Source organism: Streptomyces sp. NPDC031554 (assembly GCF_055580685.1).
This window is the reverse complement of record NZ_JBVIKX010000003.1, coordinates 717,262-736,036: the sequence shown is the minus strand read 5'-3', so window position 1 is coordinate 736,036 and position 18,775 is coordinate 717,262. Positions and strand designations below refer to the sequence as shown.

12 protein-coding genes are annotated in these 18,775 nt (G+C 74.7%); 6 read left to right on the top strand and 6 right to left on the bottom strand.

What is annotated here, in order from left to right:
* Nucleotides 1-320 precede the first annotated feature (320 nt).
* Nucleotides 321-881 carry a MarR family winged helix-turn-helix transcriptional regulator gene (locus tag ACZ5FU_RS11960; RefSeq protein WP_451529172.1) on the bottom strand — a complete coding sequence of 187 codons (561 nt, stop codon included), beginning with the start codon at nt 879-881 and terminating at the stop codon, nt 321-323.
* Between the two features lie 123 nt (nt 882-1,004).
* Here ACZ5FU_RS11960 and ACZ5FU_RS11955 point away from each other — a divergent pair, with 123 nt between their 5' ends.
* Complete coding sequence (locus tag ACZ5FU_RS11955) at nt 1,005-2,297, top strand: MFS transporter (protein WP_451780489.1); 1,293 nt, start codon at nt 1,005-1,007, stop codon at nt 2,295-2,297.
* An 83-nt stretch (nt 2,298-2,380) separates the two neighbouring features.
* Here ACZ5FU_RS11955 and ACZ5FU_RS11950 read toward each other — a convergent pair whose 3' ends face one another.
* From ACZ5FU_RS11950 to ACZ5FU_RS11940, 3 genes are all read right to left on the bottom strand, one after another.
* Nucleotides 2,381-3,178 (bottom strand): class I SAM-dependent methyltransferase, encoded by a 798-nt coding sequence (locus ACZ5FU_RS11950; RefSeq protein WP_468833889.1) that lies wholly within the window; start codon nt 3,176-3,178, stop codon nt 2,381-2,383.
* A gap of 73 nt (nt 3,179-3,251) precedes the next feature.
* Entirely contained in the window at nt 3,252-4,919 is a 1,668-nt protein-coding gene (locus tag ACZ5FU_RS11945) for an ATP-binding SpoIIE family protein phosphatase (protein ID WP_469045262.1), read from the bottom strand.
* 266 nt (nt 4,920-5,185) lie between these two features.
* Entirely contained in the window at nt 5,186-6,562 is a 1,377-nt protein-coding gene (locus tag ACZ5FU_RS11940; protein ID WP_468645436.1) for an NAD(P)/FAD-dependent oxidoreductase, read from the bottom strand.
* A gap of 406 nt (nt 6,563-6,968) precedes the next feature.
* Between ACZ5FU_RS11940 and ACZ5FU_RS11935 the strand changes: the two genes are divergently transcribed.
* Complete coding sequence (locus ACZ5FU_RS11935) at nt 6,969-7,736, top strand: TetR/AcrR family transcriptional regulator (RefSeq protein ID WP_468833894.1); 768 nt, start codon at nt 6,969-6,971, stop codon at nt 7,734-7,736.
* A 213-nt stretch (nt 7,737-7,949) separates the two neighbouring features.
* Complete coding sequence (locus tag ACZ5FU_RS11930) at nt 7,950-8,168, top strand: NPCBM/NEW2 domain-containing protein (RefSeq protein WP_468833896.1); 219 nt, start codon at nt 7,950-7,952, stop codon at nt 8,166-8,168.
* On the opposite strand, the gene ACZ5FU_RS11925 is transcribed toward ACZ5FU_RS11930, so the two are convergent.
* The gene (locus ACZ5FU_RS11925) at nt 8,155-11,721 is read right to left on the bottom strand and encodes an AfsR/SARP family transcriptional regulator (protein ID WP_468833898.1); all 3,567 of its coding nucleotides are present in this window, start codon (nt 11,719-11,721) and stop codon (nt 8,155-8,157) included. The two genes, ACZ5FU_RS11930 and ACZ5FU_RS11925, sit on opposite strands and share 14 nt — an antisense overlap.
* A gap of 303 nt (nt 11,722-12,024) precedes the next feature.
* On the bottom strand, nt 12,025-14,172 hold the full coding sequence (locus tag ACZ5FU_RS11920) for an asparagine synthase-related protein (RefSeq protein WP_451780501.1): 2,148 nt from the start codon (nt 14,170-14,172) through the stop codon (nt 12,025-12,027).
* Between the two features lie 722 nt (nt 14,173-14,894).
* Between ACZ5FU_RS11920 and ACZ5FU_RS11915 the strand changes: the two genes are divergently transcribed.
* From ACZ5FU_RS11915 to trmB, 3 genes are all read left to right on the top strand, one after another.
* A complete protein-coding gene (locus tag ACZ5FU_RS11915) occupies nt 14,895-16,319 on the top strand; it encodes an MFS transporter (RefSeq protein WP_451529180.1) in 1,425 nt (474 codons plus the stop codon).
* 88 nt (nt 16,320-16,407) lie between these two features.
* The gene (gene lhgO / locus ACZ5FU_RS11910) at nt 16,408-17,646 is read left to right on the top strand and encodes an L-2-hydroxyglutarate oxidase (RefSeq protein WP_468833901.1); all 1,239 of its coding nucleotides are present in this window, start codon (nt 16,408-16,410) and stop codon (nt 17,644-17,646) included.
* A 262-nt stretch (nt 17,647-17,908) separates the two neighbouring features.
* A complete protein-coding gene (trmB, locus tag ACZ5FU_RS11905) occupies nt 17,909-18,760 on the top strand; it encodes a tRNA (guanosine(46)-N7)-methyltransferase TrmB (protein WP_468833903.1) in 852 nt (283 codons plus the stop codon).
* Nucleotides 18,761-18,775 lie beyond the last annotated feature (15 nt).

Genomic DNA, 18,775 nt, shown 5'->3' with positions numbered 1-18,775 from the left:
TTTCCTTTCCGGCGGTTCCGACTCTATCAGATCCTTTCGGCCCCGATTCCCCGTCAGAGGGGGGTTGTCTTCCCGGCCGTTGGGCCGTTCCGACGTCTCAAACCTTAGCGGATCCTCCCCGGCGAGCGCTAATCGAGCCGCCGGACCCAAATCGAATTGAATTCGGGCACGCCGAATACAAACCCGCTGGGAGATCTTGCTTTGGTGTGTGTGCCGCTACTGCGGCGGAGGTGCGACCGAAGAACCGTTACGGCTCCGCGGCAACCCGAAGAACCTTACGGGTCGGGCATGGGGCTGTCAAGCAGTCCTTGTCAAGATCTTTAGTCCAGGTCGGTGAGGCGTCCGCCGGCGTCCGGCTGGGCGTGCTCCACCCGGCGGAGAAGCCTGGTCAGGACATCGCCGAGAGCCGTTCGGTCGTCGGCGGAGAGGTCCTGGAGGAGGTCCTCCTCGAAGACCGTCGCCATCCGCATCGCCTCGAGCCACTTCTCTCTGCCCTCGGTCGTCAGCTCCACGATCACCCGGACCCGGTTGGTCTCGTCCCGCTGCCGGGTCACCAGGCCTTCCGCGACCATGCGGTCGATCCGGTGGGTCATCGCGGCCGGCGTCAGACCCAGCCGCTTGGCCAGGTCGCTGGGGCCCATGCGGTAGGGGGCGCCGGAGAGGACGAGGGCCTTGAGGACCTCCCAGTCGGCGTTGCTGATGCCGAGCGCGGCGGTCTGGCGGCCGTAGGCGACGTTCATGCGGCGGTTCAGGCGGGAGAGCGCCGAGACGATCTGCTCGACCTGGGGGTCGAGGTCCTGGAACTCCCGCTGGTAGGCGGCGATCTGCTCTTCGAGGGTCGGCTCGCCGCCGATGCCCGTACTGCCGGGGGTGTCACCCATGGGCGTCAGTATCGCACGGGGCTCGTTCGCGTTGAAGTTCTTCGGAGTGTACTGTTTAGCTTCGAAATTTATCTTCGAAGTCTTCGGTTCTAAGAACTGAGACTCACCAACTACCTGGAAGAGGTGAACGTGACCAGGGCCATGGGCGCAGCGATGCGCCGGATCCACGTGGGCAACGCACTCAGCGCGTTCGGGCTCGGCTTCACCGTCCCCTACCTGTACGTCTATGTGGCGCAGGTGCGGGGACTCGGTGCCGTGACGGCGGGGCTCGTCCTCGCCGTGTTCGCCGTGGCCGCGCTGATCGTGCTGCCGTTCGCCGGCCGGGCGATCGTGCGGCGCGGTCCGTTGCCGGTGCTGATCGCCGCCCTGGTCACCGCCGCGCTGGGTGCGCTGAGCCTGGGACTCGCCGGCAGCGCCGCCGCCGTACTGGCCGCCGCGGCCGCGCTGGGGGCCGGGCAGGCCGTGATGCAGCCGGCGCTGGCCACGATGATCGTGGACTGCTCGACCGCGGAGACCCGGTCGCGGGCCTTCGCGACGCAGTTCTTCCTCCAGAACCTGGGACTCGGGGTCGGCGGGCTCATCGGCGGGCATCTCGTCGACACCACGCGCGTGTCCTCCTTCACCCTGCTGTTCGCGATCGAGGCGGCGATGTTCCTGCTGCTGGTCGTGGTGATGACGAGCGTGCGGATGCCCCGCTCGCCGCGGGTGGAGGGTGCTCCGCGGGGGGCGGCCGAGGGCGGCTGGAAGCAGTTGCTCGGCAACCGGGCCATGGTGCAGCTGTCCGTGCTGGGCTTCGTGCTGTTCTTCGCCTGCTACGGGCAGTTCGAGTCGGGTCTCAGCGCGTACGGGGTGGAGGCCGCGGGCATCTCGACGTCCGCCCTCGGGACCGCTCTCGCCGCCAACACCGCGGTGATCGTCGTCGCCCAGTTCGCGGTGCTGAGGTTCGTCGAGCGGCAGAAGCGGTCGCGGGTGATCGCGGCCGTGGGGCTGATCTGGGCCGTGGCGTGGGGTGTGGCGGGATACGCCGGGCTCGGGAACGGCAGCCAGGAGATGGCGACGGCCGCGTTCGTGTCGACGTACGCGCTGTTCGGGCTGGGCGAGGCGATGCTGTCGCCGACGGTCGCGCCGCTGGTGGCCGACCTGGCGCCGACCGGGCTTGCCGGGCAGTACAACTCGGCGTTCGCGCTGGTCAAGCAGTTGGCGCTGGCGGTGGGACCGGCCGTGGGAGGGCCGATGGGGGCCTCGTTGCACGCGCCGTACGTCGTGACGTTCCTGCTGTTCTCGCTGGGGATCACGGTGCTGGCGCTGCGGCTGGGGCGGCAGCTCACCGTCGCGCAGGATCAGCCGTGGGTGGCGCGCAAGCGGGTGGTGGCCCGTGGTGGGGCCGCCGTGGAGCCGGTCCCCGCAAAGGCGTGAGGTACGGCGTGGAGGCGTGAGGTACGGCGTGGAGGCGGCCGTCGTCGGGAGGCGACGGCCGCCTTCTGCGTGTCGGGACCGGGTCAGCGGCGGGCCGTCACCAGGGTCGCCGTGAAGGGGAAGGCCGTCGCGCCGGCGGGGAGGGCGGCGCGAAGGGTGTCGGCGGCCCGGACGAGGGCCTCCTCGCCCCCGGCCTCGGTGATCGCCTGGCCCCAGGGGATCGCGGAGAGGTGGCCGGGGACGTGGTCCCGCAGCGGGGGGAGGGTGATGGTGAAGGTGAGGTCGCGGCGGGTGGTGCGCCGGAAGCCCGCCGCGTCCAGGGCCGCGGTGAGGCGGTCCGTGGCCCGGAAGGCCTCCTGGAAGTCCGCTGCCGCGTCCGGACCGCCGTACTGCCGCACCGCCAGGAGCTGGGCGGCGAAGTAGGGGGACGCTTCGAGGTTCGACCAGACGGTGGCGGCGAAGCGGCCCGCGGGTCGCAGCACGCGGGCCGCCTCGCGCAGGGCGGCGTCGAGGTCGGGGAAGAACTGGGCGCCCTGCTGGCAGAGGACGGCGTCGAAGGTCGCGTCCGGGTAGGGAAGGTCGTCGGCGGGTGCGGCGGTGAACTCGATGTCGGGGTAGAGGCGCGGGTGGTGCTCCACGGCGACCTCGAGCATCGCCCCGTCGGGGTCGGCGCCGGCGACGCGGCCGGTGGGGCCGGCCTGTGCGGCGGCGGCGCGGGCCGCGAAGCCGGTGCCGCACGCGAGGTCGAGGACGGTGGCGCCGGGGTAGAGGTCCGCGGCGTCCACGAGTGCGGTCACGAAGGGCGCCATGAGGGGCGCGACATGGTGTTCGTAGCGCTCGGGGGCGCTTCCCTTGAGGTGAAAGCCCGTTGCGTCTGCCATGGGGAGCTACTAGCACCGGGAGGCGTGTTCGCCTAGGTGGCGCGCGCCGGGGAAGGGGTGTTCGGGGCTGGTTTCAGTCGGCGGGCTGGGGCAGGACGAACTCGCACCACACCGCTTTTCCGCCGCCGGGGGTGCGTCTGCTGCCCCAGTTGGAGGCGATCGTGGCGACGATGGCGATGCCCCGGCCCGACTCGTCGGCCGGCTCCGCGCGGCGACGGCGCGGCAGGTGGTCGTCGCCGTCGGTGACCTCGATGATCAGTCGGCGGTCGGTGCGGCGCAGGCGCAGGCGCATGGGCGGGGTGCCGTGCTGGAGGGAGTTGGCGACGAGCTCGCTGGCCGCGAGGACGCCCAGGTCGTGCAGCTCGGCGGGGAAGCGCCAGCTGGTGAGGACGCCGGAGGCGAAGGCACGCGCGCGGGGAGCCGCTTCGACCCCGCCGAGCAGTTCCAGGGCGGCGTTGTGGAACAGCTCGCCGTCGGGGCCGGTGCGGGCCGGGTGCTGGAGGACCAGGACGGCCACGTCGTCGTCGTGGTCCGCGGTGACGCCCGCCGAGCGGACCAGGCGGTCGCAGACCACCTGGGGGGAGCCGGTGGCGCCGGCCAGGGCGCGCTCCAGGGCGGCGATGCCCTCGTCGAGGTCCTCGTCGCGCCGCTCGACCAGGCCGTCGGTGTAGAGGACGGCGGTGGATCCGGGGCCGAGGGGGATCGAGCCGGAGGCGTGCATCCAGCCGCCCGTGCCGAGCGGGGGGCCGGTGGGTTCGTCGGCGCGCTGGACGGTGCCGCTGTCGTCGCGGACCAGGATCGGCAGGTGGCCCGCGGAGGCGTACACCAGCCGTCCCTCGTTGGGGTCGTGGATGGCGTACACGCAGGTGGCGATCTGGTTGGCGTCGATCTCCATGGCGAGGCCGTCGAGGAGCTGGAGGATCTCGTGCGGCGGGAGGTCCAGGCGTGCGTAGGCGCGGACGGCGGTGCGCAGCTGGCCCATGACGGCCGCCGCCCGGACGCCGCGTCCCATGACGTCACCGATGACGAGGGCGGTGCGGCCACCGCCGAGGGTGATGACGTCGTACCAGTCGCCGCCGACCGCCGCCTCGGTGCCGCCGGGGTGGTAGGTGGCGGCGATGCGCAGGTCGTCGGGTTCCTCCAGTTCCTGGGGGAGCAGGGAACGCTGGAGGGTGACGGCGGTCTCGCGCTGGCGGCGCTCGCTGGCCCTGAACCGTTCGGCGGCCTCGGCGTGGTCGGTCACGTCGGTGGCGAACACCAGGACGGCGCCCTCGCCGTGGTGCTCCGGCACCGGGGTGCAGGTGAAGGTGTAGGAGCGGCCGTCGGGTGCCTTGCGGGACTTCAGGGTGCGGGGCTTGCCGCTGCGCTGGGCCTGGTCGAGGAGCGGCATCAGGCCCAGGTCGCGCAGCTCGGGGAGGGCCTCGGCGGCCGGTTCGCCGAGGTGCCGGGCGCCGAAGGCCGCCGTGTAGGCGTCGTTGACGTAGGCGAGGTGGTGGTCGGGGCCGTGCACGAGGGCCACCAGGGCCGGGACGCGGTCGAGGACCTCGCGGGCGGGGAGTTCGTCGACGGCGGGGACCGGGGGCGGGTCGCCGTCGGTGAGCCGTTCGGCGCGGGCCGCGGGTACGGAGCCCGGGCCGGAGCTCTCGCTCCGCCGGTCCGTGAGGGTGACCGGGTGCTCCGCTCGCGCGGCGGCGCGGCGCTGCGTTCCGGGGAGCCGGGCGCTCCAGCGCGTGAAGTTCACGAATCCTTGCCTCGTGTAGTCGTCGACGGCCGGCTCCGGGCCCGGCCTGCCTGGTCTTCGAAGGCCGCGCGGCGGCGGCCGCACATTGTCGCAGCACCCGGGGTGTGGAGCACGTGGGAACAGCCTCGTGGGTCGGCAGGGGCGGGTGGTGGCCCGCCCGAGGGGCTCGAAAGGGGCGGTGAGCAGGGAGCAGTCTGGCAGTGCGGCCGTCGTTCGGGCCGTCGTTCGTCAGACGTGGGGGCGGTCGGCGGAGTTCCTGGATCGGGTCAGGACGACCCCTTCGGGTCGCCGGAGGACTCGTCAGAAGGTTTTCCACCGGCAGCCAGTTCGAATTCGGCGCGAGGATGTTCGAGGGATCCGAGCGAGACGATCTCCCGTTTGAAGAGTCCGGACAGCGTCCACTCCGCGAGCACGCGCGCCTTGCGGTTGAAGGTGGGGATGCGGCTGAGGTGGTAGGCACGGTGCATGAACCAGGCCGGGTAGCCCTTCAGCTTGCGTCCGTAGACGTGCGCGACGCCCTTGTGCAGTCCCAGGGAGGCGACCGAGCCGACGTACCGGTGCGCGTACGTCCGCAAGGGCTCGCCGCGCAGGGAGCGGGCGATGTTGTCGCCGAGGAGCCTGGCCTGGCGTACCGCGTGCTGGGCGTTCGGGGCGGTGTGCGCGCCGGGCCGGCCGGCGGTCACGTCGGGGACGGCGGCGGCGTCCCCGGCCGCCCACGCGTGCGTGACGCCCTCGACGGTCAGCTCCGGGGTGCACCTGAGGCGGCCGCGCTCGGTGAGGGGCAGGTCGCTGGCGGCGAGCACGGGGTGGGGTTTGACGCCGGCGGTCCACACGACCGTACGGGTCGGGAAGCGGGCGCCGTCGCTGAGGACGGCGACGCGGTCCGCGCACGACTCCAGGCGGGTGCCGAGGCGGACGTCGATGTTGCGGCGGCGCAGCTCGCTGACCGCGTAGCGGCCCATGTCCTCGCCGACCTCCGGGAGGATCCGGTCGGAGGCCTCGACGAGGATCCACTTCAGGTCCTCGGGCCCGACGTTGTGGTAGTAGCGCGTGGTGTAGCGGGCCATGTCCTCCAGCTCGGCGAGCGCCTCCACGCCCGCGAAGCCGCCGCCGACGAAGACGAAGGTGAGGGCCGCGTCGCGGACCGCGGGGTCGCGCGTGGAGGAGGCGATGTCCATCTGTTCGATGACGTGGTTGCGCAGGCCGATGGCCTCTTCGACGGTCTTGAAGCCGATGGCGTGGTCGGCGAGGCCGGGGATGGGCAGGGTGCGGGAGACCGAACCGGGCGCGAGGACCAGTTCGTCGTACGTCAGACGGCGCGGGCCGGTGCCCTCCTCGTCCGTGGCGAGGGTGGTCAGGGTCGCGGTGCGCCGGGCGTGGTCGATGGCGGTGACCTCGCCGGCGACGATCCGGCAGTGCGGCAGGACGCGGCGCAGCGGGACGACGACGTGTCGCGGGGAGACGGCGCCCGCGGCCGCCTCGGGCAGGAACGGCTGGTACGTCATGTACGGGTCGGGCGTGACGACCGTGATCTCGGCCTCGCCCCGGCCGATCTCCCGTCTCAGCTGCCGCTGGAGTCGCAGGGCCGTGTACATCCCGACGTAGCCGCCGCCGACAACGAGAATGCGCGCACGTTCCTTCACCGTCCCATGACGCACCCCGCGCCGGAGTTTGTCCACAGCCCCGACAATTCGTGTGACCGCGAGCCGGGTGGGGGCGGGGGCGGCCCGAACGCCGCCGGGAAGGGCAGGAGCGCAGGTCAGACCGGGTTCGCCGGGGTGCGGGAAGGGGCATTATCGGGACGTATGCGGTCCGTGCTCCGATCGGGGGGCGCTCCGTGCGGAACCTGCCCCTTCTGAATTGACTCCCTCTCAACTATGTTCGTGTGTCGACGGGGTGCAGGGGGAAGCGCTCGTCGGGTCCGCGAGGTGCTGCTGACGCAGAACCTCACCGGCGGATCCGGTTTCGTTGTCCCCTGTTCCATGTGCCCCGTGCATTCGATGGCGGGGAGAGTCTCCGGGGGGAGACGTCATTACCGGGGGAACATTCATGCACATTCAGGACACGCATTGGTCGTCCGCGTCCACCTTTGGACCGGGCGGCATCGTCAGCGCGGCGACGGGCAACGGGCGCGGGGACACCTCGCGGACCACGCCGCTGCGCGTGGACGCACAGCGCAATCTGGAGCACGTACTGCGTGCGGCGCGCGAGGTCTTCGGCGAGCTGGGGTACGGCGCGCCGATGGAGGACGTGGCGCGGCGCGCGCGGGTGGGCGTCGGCACGGTGTACCGGCGCTTCCCCAGCAAGGACGTACTGGTGCGGCGGATAGCCGAGGAGGAGACCTCCCGGCTGACGGACCAGGCACGGACGGCGCTGGGTCAGGAGGACGAGCCGTGGTCGGCGCTGTCGCGCTTCCTGCGCACGTCGGTGGCGTCCGGCGCGGGGCGGCTGCTGCCGCCGCAGGTGCTGCGGGTCGGCGTCGCCGAGGAGGGCACGGAGGGCACCGCCGCCGACGGGGCCCGGGTTCCGCAGCAGCGGAGCCAGCCGGGCGGCGGCGAACTGCGACTGCTCGCCGACGCGGGCGGGCAGGCCGTCGTGGACGGCACCGGGGTCGCGGCCCTGCTCGACGTCGTGGGCCGGCTGGTGGACCGGGCGCGGGCGGCGGGCGAACTGCGGCCGGACGTCTCGGTGTCGGACGTCCTGCTGGTCATCGCCACCGCGGCGCCCTCCCTGCCGGACCCGGCCCACCAGGCGGCGGCTTCGTCGCGGCTGCTGGACATCCTCCTGGAGGGACTGCGGTCCCGGCCTGCCTCCTAGGCGGTGCGGGGCGCGGGGCGAGTCCGTGGCCCCGCGCCGCAGATCCTTCGCGCGGGCCCTTCACGCGGGCCGACCGGTGCCACGGCCGCGGGTCCACGGGGTCTGTGAGCCCGTGGACCCGCGGTCCATGGGTTTCGTACGGTCCGTGGGACCTTCGGTCGTGCGCTCCGTCGGTCCCGTGGTCCCGCCGCGGGCGCTGCGGATCCGCCGTCGGTGCTGTGGGCCCGCGAGCCGGGCAGGGTCGTCCTCTCCGTCCACGCCGACGGGGTCCGGCTGTGGTCGTCCGGGACCGTCAGGGGCGGTGGCCCCGCCGTGCCCGTCCATGTGGACCTGGCCGGCCGGGAGACCGTGACGCTGGTGGCCGAGCCGCACCACCACCTCGACACGGTGGCGCTCGCGGACCGGGCCGACGCGAAGTTCACCTGTACGTAGCGGTCGGGGGGTGCGGAGCGCCGGTGGCCGGTGCCGGGTGGGCGTGCACGGCCCCGGTGAGTTCGCGCAGCGCGCCGGTCACCGTCAGGGCCGCGCCCCGCGTCCGTTCCGCCTCGTGCCGTCCGGCGCCCAGGGCCTCGCGGGCGGCCGCCTCGGCCCGCTCGGCCCGGGCGCGCTGCGGGACGGGACGCGGATGGGGGGCGTACAGCACGTCGGCGGCCGCGAGCAGCCGGGCCGAACGCGGGAAGTCCCCGATCCGGGCCAGCAGGACCGCCGCGCCGTCGACGATCACCGAGGTGACGGCCTCGGCGCAGTGGTCGTCCAGCGCGCGGCGCAGGGTCTCGGCGAACAGCGCCAGGGCGGGCTCCGGACCCGACTCGGCGGCGGTGACCTCCGCCTCGAGCATCCCCAGTGCCGCGATGAACTGGGGCGGGGGCGTACCCGCCGACGTGGCGACACGGCTCGCGTCGTACAGCTCCCGCGCGCGGGCGGTGTCGCCCTCGTCCACGGCGATCCCGGCACGCAGCAGGAGCACGAACGCGCTGGCGTCCGCCACGCCGTAGCGCTCGGCCGCGGTGTCCGCCTCGTCGAGCGCTGCGAGGGCCGCCGCCCGGTCCCCCGAACGGTGGGCGATCTCCGCGAGACGGGCGATGAGGAACGGCGACTCCGCGTGGGCACCGACCTCGTAGGCGAGCCGCAGCGCCTCCCGGTACTCCCGCTCGGCCTCCGCGAACCTGCCGCGGGCCATCTCCGCCTCACCGGCCGCGCTGCACACCTGGGCCCGCATCCAGCGGTCGCCGACGCGCCGGCTGAGCACGCGCAGCTCGGCCAGGTCGTCGTCCACACCCCGCAGTCCGCCGGGGGAGTCGACGACCACGTGCGCGCGGAACATCAGGACGCAGCCCAGTTCCCAGTCGCCGCCGTAGGCCCGGCAGTTGGCCACCGCGGCTTCCATGACGGCGCGCAGGTCCTCCGCCTCGCGCAGCTGGAAGGCCGTCAGCGGCCAGATCATGCCGGGCATGCGGGCCGCCTCCGGGCCGCCCGGCCCGTACCGGTCGCGCAGCCGCTGGAGGTACGCGGCATGGCGGGGGTCCTCCGCCGTCACGCCCCTGGGCTGGGACTCGGACAGCAGGAACAGGTGCAGCATCCGGAGGTTCATCCGCTGGGCGTGCCGCGGGTGGGTCTCCTCTCCGTCGGGCTCGGCGAGGAAGGCGCCGAGGGCGTCGACGGCGGCCATCCGCTCCGTGAGGTCGGCGGGCACGGCCGGGTCGGCGCGGAGGACGGGGACGGCGGGCACGGCGGGTTCGACAGGGGCGGTGAGAGCGGTGAGGGGGGCGTCCGTGAGGGCGGAGGAGGTGCTCGGTCCGGTGGGGGTGGCCGTTCTCCCCGCCGTCCGGTCCGGGTGCCCGGCGGGTAGCCGGTCGAGGACCGCGCCCAGGCGGAGGGTGCGGTCCGTCCAGGCGGCTCCCTCGTGGCGGTAGTTGCGCAGCCACCAGAACCAGCCCATGGCGAGGCAGACGGCGGCGGCCTCCTCCTCGTCGCCCGCCGCGAGGCCGCGCTGGAGGGCGACCCGGATGTTGTCCCGCTCGGTCTCCAGGCGGGCTATCCAGGGGAGTTGTTCGGCCGAGCGCAGCATAGGGTCAGCCCGTTCGACGAGCGCGCGCACCCAGGCCCGGTGCCGTCGCCCGGCCGCCTCGCGCACCGCGGGGGTCTCGGCGGCGCGCTCGACGGCGTACTCGTGGATGGTCTCCAGCATGCGGTAGCGCATGCGGTCGCCGCCGTCCCGCGTGCCGGCGTCCGCGACGACCAGGGACTTGTCGACGAGCGCCCCCACGAGGTCGGTGACGGGGCCGGTGCACACGGCCTCCGCCGCCTCCAGGTCCCATCCGCCCGCGAACACGGACAACTCGCGCAGCACCGTGCGCTCCGCCTCGTCGAGCAGGTCCCAGGACCAGTCGACGACGGCCCGCAGGGTCTGCTGGCGGGGCAGGGCCGTACGGCTGCCGGAGGTCAGGAGGCGGAAACGGTCGTCGAGGCGGTCGGCGATCTGGCGGGGGGTGAGCAGCCGGAGCCGGGCGGCGGCCAGCTCGATGGCGAGGGGCAGCCCGTCCAGCCGGCGGCAGATCTCCGCCACCGCCTCCCCGTCCCGCAGGGCGACGGCCGGGTCGGGACGAACGGTGGCCGCGCGCTCGGTGAAGAGGCGGTGCGCCTGGTCGGGGAGGAGGGGGCCGACCGGACGGACCGACTCGCCGGGGACGCCCAGGGGTTCACGGCTGGTGGCGAGGATCGTGAGTCCGGGGCAGCGGGTGAGCAGGGTCTCGGCGAGGCCGGCGGCGGCACCGATGACGTGTTCGCAGTTGTCGAGGATCAGGAGTTGGCTGCGCGGGGCGCAGTACTCGACGAGCAGGGCGACCGGGTCGTCCTGCGGGGTCGCCAGGTCGCTGGTCATCAGCACGGTCTCGCGCAGACCGAGGGCACTGACCACCGCGCCGGGCACCGCCTCCGGCTGGTCGAGCGAGGCCAGCTCGACCAGCCACGCCTGCGGGAGACCGGCGGCGGCCTCCTCGGCGAGACGGGTCTTCCCCGAGCCGCCCGGTCCGGTGAGGGTGACGAGGCGGGCCCTGTGCAATGCGGAACGGATGGCGGCGATCTCGGGTTCCCGGCCCACGAAAGAGGTGAGCCGTGGACGGAGGTTGCCGGTGCGTCCGGGGCCCGTGTGTCCGGGACCTGTGTGTCCAGGACCTGTGTGTACAGGGAGCCGCGGCGAGGTCGGGGGCGCGCCCTCCCCGGCCGGCCGGTCCTCCCCGGCCGACGGGCCCCGTCCGGCCGGTGCCGCCGAGCCGTCGAGCAGTTCGCCGTGCAGGGCGCGCAGGGCCGGGCCGGGATCGGTGCCGAGGCCGTCGGTGAGGATGCGGCGGGCCCTCCCGTACGCGGCGAGGGCGTCGGCCGGGCGGCCCGTGTCGCGCAGGGCGCGGATGAGGAGCGCGTGCAGCGGTTCGTCGTAGGGGTGGGCGGCGGTCAGTTCGGTCAGGCGGGGTACGGCCTCGTCGGCGCGGTCGAGCAGCAGGTCCGCCTCGGCGCGGGTGCGGGACGCCTCCAGGCGCAGGGCTTCGGGGCGGGCGGCCGCGAAGTGGTCGGGGAGGTCGGCGAGGGCCGGACCGCGCCACAGGGCGAGGGCCTCGTCCAGCGTGCGGGCGGCCGTGGCCGGGTCTCCCGCGCGCAGGGCCCCGGTGCCCTGCCGGACGAGACGCTCGAAGACGAAGAGGTCGACGTCGTCCTCCGTCGCCGCGAGGCGGTAGCCGCCCGGGGCGGAGGTGACGGTGTCCTTGCCGACGGTGCGGCGGAGACGGCCGACGAGGGCATGGAGCGCGGCGGGGGCGTCCTGGGGCGGGGCGTCGGCCCAGACCTCGTCGATGAGGGTCTCCGGGACGGCGGTGCGGCCCGGACGCAGGGCGAGGGCGGTGAGGAGGGCGCGCAGGCGAGGGCCGGGAAGGGCTGTGGGGGTGCCGTCGTCGTCCGCTGTCTGGGTGACTCCCAGGATTCTGTACCGCACGGCGCCATTGTCCCCGGGGCCGTGGGGCGGAGCACCGGATTTCCGGTGGGGCGGCCCGGCGGGCCGTCGGCCCGTCGTGGAGGGGCCGGTGCGAGAGCGGGCCGGTGCGAGAGCGGGAGCGGGCCGATGGCCGTCGGCCCGGGATGCGAAGAGCGCGCGCCGGTGGAGGGCCGGACGGGCCCTGCGGGTGCCGCGCCCGCGCGGGCCCGACGGCTCAGCGCGCGGCCGAGCCGCACCGCCCGAACCCCACCGCTCAGCACCCGCCCGAACCCCACGGCTCAGCGCGCGGCCCGGTCGCACCGCTCAGCGCGCGGCCAGGTCCGCGCCCTCGCCCCCCGAGGCCACCGCCCGTCGCTGCGGGGCGATTCCCGCCGGTACCGCGCGGGAGCGGGCCGGGGTGCCCGTCCAGCAGGTGCCCCTGCGGGAGAGGAGGCGGCGGAGCCAGAGTTCGAGGGAGACGAGGTCGGCGAGGCCGTCCAGCGGCAGGGGTTCGCCCGCGGCGGCCCCGCGCAGGGCCTTGCGGACGACGCGGGCCTCGATCAGGCCGGCGTCGGCGAGCAGGGGTGCGTCGAAGAGGCCGATGAGGGGGTCCGCCGCCATGCGCAGGCCCGCGCGGGCCGCGGCCGTGGTGGTGGCCTGGGTGGGGGCGCCCCAGCCGGGCGGGAGGTCGGCGACCCCGGAGCTCTTGAGGACGGTGCGCAGGATCGCCGCGCGCGCCCCCGGCTGCACGCGCAGGGTCTCGGGCAGTGCGCGGCAGGCGCGTACGACCTGGTTGTCGAGGAAGGGGGCGTGCAGGCGCTGGGAACGGATCTCGGCGGCCTGCTCCAGGACGCGCAGGTCGGCCGCGTGGCGGGCGAGGGCGGCCTGCGCGCGGTGGTCGCCGGGCCGCCGGCCCGGTCCCCCTCCGGCGCGGTGGGCGGCGTTCTGGAGGCGAACCGATACTTCCGCCAGTGCCTCACCGGTCAGCCATCGCGCCGCCGGACCGGGCCCGCCCCAGGCGAGGGCCGCCAGCGAGGCGCCCACCGCGCCGCCGGGGTCGTCGAAGCGGCGGTGCATCAGCCGTTCGGCGAGGCCCTCCACCCCCGCCCGGTACGGCGTGCGGGCGAGCCGGCGGGCGGCGCCGTACACGCGCGCGGGGACGAGGACGGAGCCGTCCGCCCTGGTGAGGGCGGCGACGGGGCGCACCAGGTGGCGTCGTTTGCGGTCCATCAACAGGTCCGCGAGGCGGGCCGGGTGGGCGTCGAGGACCTGGCGGGCGCCGTACCCCGTGAAGTGGTCGGCGCTGCCCGCGGCGAGACGGGCGCGGTGGCGGGCGGCCGTCACCAGACTGGGGCCGGGTTCGTCGGTCAGCGGGCCTTCCAGGTCGGCGTACGGCAGGGTCTCCTCGCCGCCGGTGACGACGACGTGGTGCAGGCGGGGGTTGGCGGCGAGGGTGCCGGCCCGCTGCAGTTCCGCCTCGCGTCCGCCGACGGCGAGGTCGTTGAAGGTGACGGCCAGGAGGCGCTCGCCGGCGCCCGTGCCGTGGCCCAGGAGGGTGCCGGGCATGCCGGGCAGGCCGGCGGCGAGAAGCGCGAGCGTCCCGGAGGCGGGGCCGCCGGACAGGTCGGCGCCGATGCCCGGGACGGGCATCCCGCGCGCGGCGCGCCGCTCCGCGGGGCCCATGCCGGGTACGGGGCCGGGATCGATGTCGGGGACGTGCCGGGGCGCGGACAGACGCGCGCGCACCGCCTCGACGAGGGCGTCGCGGACGGCGTCGACCGCGCTGTCCGGGTCCGCCGGCACGGCCGCCACCGCCAGCGAGGCGACGGGTTCGTAGCCCGCGATCTCCCGGGCTCCGGCCCGCAGGATGAGCGCGTGGCCCGGCGGAACGCGCCGCACGCCCTCGTAGGGGGTGGAGTCGTGCACGGCGGCCGGTACGTCGGGGGCGGCGAGGAGGGCCGCGAGGTGGCCGAAGTCGAGGTTGGCCTCGACGAGGTCGGCCAGCGGCAGCGCGGCCGTGGCGTACGCCGTGCCGCCCGCCCAGGGGGTGTGGAACACCGGCCGTACGCCCGCGAGATCGCCGCAGACGGTGACGCGCCGGTCGACCTGGACGATCGCGGTGTAGCTGCCGGGCCAGGCCGTCAGATGCCGCAGCGCTCCCCCGCGCGCGGCGAACAGGCCGACGCGCAGCTGCTCGTCCGTCGCCCCGCAGGTGCCGAGGACCGCGATGCGGGTCCGGGCGTCGGCCCGCACCACCCGCACCTCGTCGGAACGCCAGTCGCCGACCGCCCACAGCGGGTCGGGGTCGCCCCACAGGAGTTGGGAGCCCACCGGCTGCAGGGTCTCGCCGTCGTGGCCGATCCGGCCACCGTCCTCACCGACGTACGCGCCGGGGCCGCCGTAGGCCCCCGCTCCGGAAGCACCGGGGCCGGGGGCCGCGGCGGTGCTGCTCCATCCCACCAACCACCGCATCGACGCCTCCACAGGCCGTGGACAACAGCTGCACCGTACGAACGGTTCACATGCTGCCACGAAGAACGCGCCGCAGAGGAAGGTGACGCCGTGCGAGATCCGCGAAGTGCGCCCGTTCGAGCGCTCCCTCGCCACCCCGGAAGGCCGGGTGAACTCCCGCGCGCGGGGCGGCGATCACTGCGCGCACCCCCGCGTGTGCGACGCGAATGCGCCCCCGATACGCTCCCCCAGAACGCCTCGAGCGCCCTGGATTTCCGTGGTGGGAGGCGTATTCGCCGACGGAACACAGGGTCGATTTTCGGCCAATTACCGGGCGTGTCGCCGTCGTTGGAACGGCCTCGCACACGCTGCGTCACAGTCGGGCCCTCGCCCCGGCGCGCCGGCCCGGGAGGCGGCGAACGCCCCCCGGACCGCTCCGCCGCCCGCGGGGATGATGGCGGCGGTGTCCCCCAGCCCACTGGATCCAGTACAGCGGGCCGACCCACGCACCGCCCATGGAAGCGCTCCCCCGGTGGCCGGACCAGAGCGCACGGACAGGCGCACGGCCACACGTCGGGAGCACGCCGCAACGGTGCGTATGGGGACCGCACTTGCGTACGGACCACAATCCCGCCATCCGGAAGAATGCCCCTTAACGCTTGGGATGCGGCGAACTACGCTGGGTTTACGAATGCCGCATGGTTATGCCATCGCGGCAGCCGTCTGTGTCGAGGGGTGGCGCAATGTCCAGGGAGCAACGCGGGCCGAACGAAAAACTCGGCACCGTTCTCGCCCTCGCGGGAATCAGCAACGCGGGTCTCGCGCGTCGCGTCAACGACCTCGGCGCACAACGCGGGTTGACGCTTCGCTACGACAAGACGTCGGTGGCGCGCTGGGTGTCGAAGGGCATGGTGCCGCAGGGCGCCGCACCGCACCTCATCGCGGCCGCCATCGGCCAGAAACTGGGCCGGCCCGTGCCCCTGCACGAGATCGGGCTGGCGGACGCGGACCCCGCGCCCGAAGTGGGCCTGGCCTTCCCCCGGGACGTCGGCCAGGCCGTGCGTTCGGCGACCGAGCTGTACCGGCTCGACCTCGCGGGCCGCCGGGCCGGCTCGGGGGGCATCTGGCAGTCGCTGGCCGGCTCGTTCGCGGTGAGCGCGTACGCGACGCCCGCCTCGCGGTGGCTGATAACCCCGGCCGACAGTTCGGTGGCGCGCGAGGTGAACTCCGCCGAGGCCTCGGGCGCGCCGCTCAAGGTCGGCCACAGCGACGTGCGGAAACTGCGGGAGGCCGCCGAGGACGCCAGGCGCTGGGACTCCAAGTACGGGGGCGGCGACTGGCGTTCGTCCATGGTGCCGGAGTGCCTGCGGGTGGAGGCCGCGCCCCTGCTGCTCGGCGCGTACTCCGACGAGGTCGGCCGCGCCCTGTTCGGCGCCTCCGCCGAACTCACCCGGCTCGCGGGCTGGATGGCCTTCGACACCGGCCAGCAGGAGGCCGCCCAGCGCTACTACATCCAGGCGCTGCGCCTCGCGCGCGCGGCAGCCGACGTGCCCCTCGGGGGGTACGTCCTGGCCTCCATGTCCCTCCAGGCGACCTACCGCGGCTTCGGGGACGAGGGCGTCGACCTCGCCCAGGCCGCCCTGGAGCGCAACCGCGGCCTGGCCACGGCCCGCACGATGAGCTTCTTCCGCCTCGTCGAGGCACGCGCCCACGCACGGGCGGGGGACGCCCAGGCCGCCGGCGCCGCCCTCAAGGCGGCCGAGAGCTGGCTGGAGCGGGCCCGTGACGGCGACCACGACCCGTCGTGGCTCGGTTTCTACTCCTACGACCGTTTCGCCGCCGACGCCGCCGAGTGCTACCGCGACCTGAAGGCACCGCGCCAGGTACGCCGCTTCACCGAGCAGGCGCTGTCGCAGCCGACGGAGGAGTTCGTGCGCTCGCACGGCCTGCGGCTCGTCGTCTCGGCCGTCGCCGAGCTGGAGTCGGGCAATCTGGACGCGGCCTGCGCGCAGGGCGTGCGGGCGGTGGAGGTGGCCGGCCGGATCTCGTCCGCCCGCACCACCGAGTACGTCAAGGACCTCCTGCACCGCCTGGAGCCGTACGGCGACGAGCCGCGCGTGGTCGAGCTGCGCGAGCGGGCCCGGCCGTTGCTGATGACGCCGGCCTAGAAAGTCGCGCAGGCGGCGCCGCACGGGTGTGAGGGCACGGGTTCGAGGGCACTGGCCGCACGGGTTCGAAGGCATTGTCAGTGGCGCAGTGCACTATCGAAGCCGGGAGGTGGTGCAGGTGCGGGCGATCGGCTACGACTGCGACGTGCTGGTGATCGGGGGCGGCATCGTCGGCCTGTCGACGGCGCACGCGATCAGCCGCGCCGCGCCGGGCACCCGCGTGACGGTGCTGGAGAAGGAGCCGGGGCCGGCCCGCCACCGGACGAGCCGCACCAGCGGCGTCATCCACAGCGGCGTCTCCTGCCGCCCCGGTTCCCTCACGGCGCGCTGCACGGTCCGGGGCTCCACCGAGATGATCGAGTTCTGCGCGGAGTACGGCATCCCGCACGCCGTCACGGGCAAGCTGATCGTCGCCACGGACCGCGCCGAGCTGCCGCGCCTGCACGCCCTGGCACAGCGCGGCCGGGAGAACGGGATCGCGGTCCGCGAGCTGGGCCCCGCCCAGATCGCGGAGCACGAACCGGAGGTCACCGGCCTGGCGGCGCTCCACGTCGGCTCGACCGGCACCTGCGACTTCACCGCGGTCGCCCGTCGGCTCGGCGAGGTCTCCGGCGCGGAGCTGCGCTACGGCGCGCGGGTCGTCCGGATCGACCGCCGCGCCGACCGCGGGGTGGCCGTCCGCACCGCGCGCGGGGACGTCGTCCGCGGCCGCGTCCTGGTGAACTGCGCCGGTCTGCACTGCGACGAGATCGCCCGCCTGGCCGGGGACGAGCCCGGGGTCCGCATCGTGCCCCTGCGCGGCGAGTACTACGAGCTGGCCCGCCACGACCTGGTGCGCGGCCTGGTGTACCCGGTTCCCGACCCGGCCCTCCCGTTCCTCGGCGTGCACCTCGCCCGAGGCCTGGACGGCAGCGTCCACGTCGGGCCCAACGCGGTCCCGGCACCGGCCCGCGAGGGGTACGGCCGGTGGGTCGTGCGTCCGCGGGAGGCCGCGACGACGGTGGCCTGGCCAGGTGCCCGGCGCCTGGCCCGGCAACACTGGCGTCACGGCGCCGGGGAGCTGCACCGGTCCTTGTCCGAGCACGCCTTCGTGACGGAGGTGCGCCGTCTGCTGCCCGCGGTCGGACCGCGGGACCTGGTGCGCGCGGCTCCCGGCGTCCGCGCCCAGGCCGTCCGGCGGGACGGCTCCCTGGTGGACGACTTCCTCGTACGACGGTCCGCGCGCGCGGTCCACGTGCTGAACGCCCCCTCCCCCGCGACGACCGCCTCCCTGCCGATCGGCCGGGAGGTGGCCCGCAGGGCGCTGGAGGCGCTGGGGCCCGGGTAGGCGGGCGTCCACCGTGCGGACGGTGCCGGGGTCGACCGGGCGCCGGGAAGCCGAGCACCGGACCCCGGGGGCCGGCCCGCGCCGACCACCCGGCCCCACCAGGTCCGGCCCGATGCGCCCCGACGCGACGCCGCCACCGGGCCGCACCCGCACCGGCGCCCCGCCCCGCGCGCCCCCGCCCCGCCCGCCCCACCGGCCCGGCCGACCCTGCCCGACCGGCCCGCCCTCCCGCTCTACCGTCGCCCGTAAAATCGAGTCCACTGTGTCTGATTCGTTGAGTGCCCCAGAACCCGCCAGGCCCGCCCCCGGCGGCCACCACACCGGTGACCACCATCGAGGCGTGCCCGTCCCCCGTACCCGCGCCAAGGGGGAGCCGCGCTTCCCCCACGGTCCGCGGGCCGATCCCGCCGGGTCGCACTTCGAGCGGCGGATCAGGAGCTTCCAGCCGCGCCGCAGCCGGGTCACCACGGGCCAGGCCGACGCGCTGCAGCGGCTGTGGGCGAAGTGGGGCCTGGACATCGACGGTCACGACGTCGACCTCGCCGAGCTGTTCGGCGACGACAACCCGGTCGTGCTGGAGATCGGCTTCGGCATGGGCGAGGCGACCGCGCAGATGGCCGCCGCCGACCCCGGCACGAACATCCTCGCCGTGGACGTCCACACCCCCGGTCAGGGCAACCTGCTCAACCTCGCGGAGCGCGGCGGCCTGACGAACATCCGCGTGGGCAACGGCGACGCGATCATCCTGCTCCGCGAGATGCTCCCCCCGGACTCCCTCGCCGGGCTGCGCGTCTACTTCCCCGACCCCTGGCCCAAGAAGCGCCACCACAAGCGGCGTCTGATCCAGCCGGAGTTCCTCGCCCTCGCCGCGACCCGGCTGCGGCCGGGCGCGCTCGTGCACTGCGCGACCGACTGGGAACCGTACGCGGAGCAGATGCTGGAGGTGCTCACCGCGCACCCCGACTTCGCCAACACCCGCGCCGACGGCGGTTTCGCACCGCGCCCCGGCTTCCGGCCGCTGACCCGTTTCGAGGGCCAGGGGCTGGACAAGGGTCACGTGGTGAACGATCTGCTCTTCCGCCGCGTACAGCACGAGAGTCACCGGGATCACTGACCAGCCGACATCCCC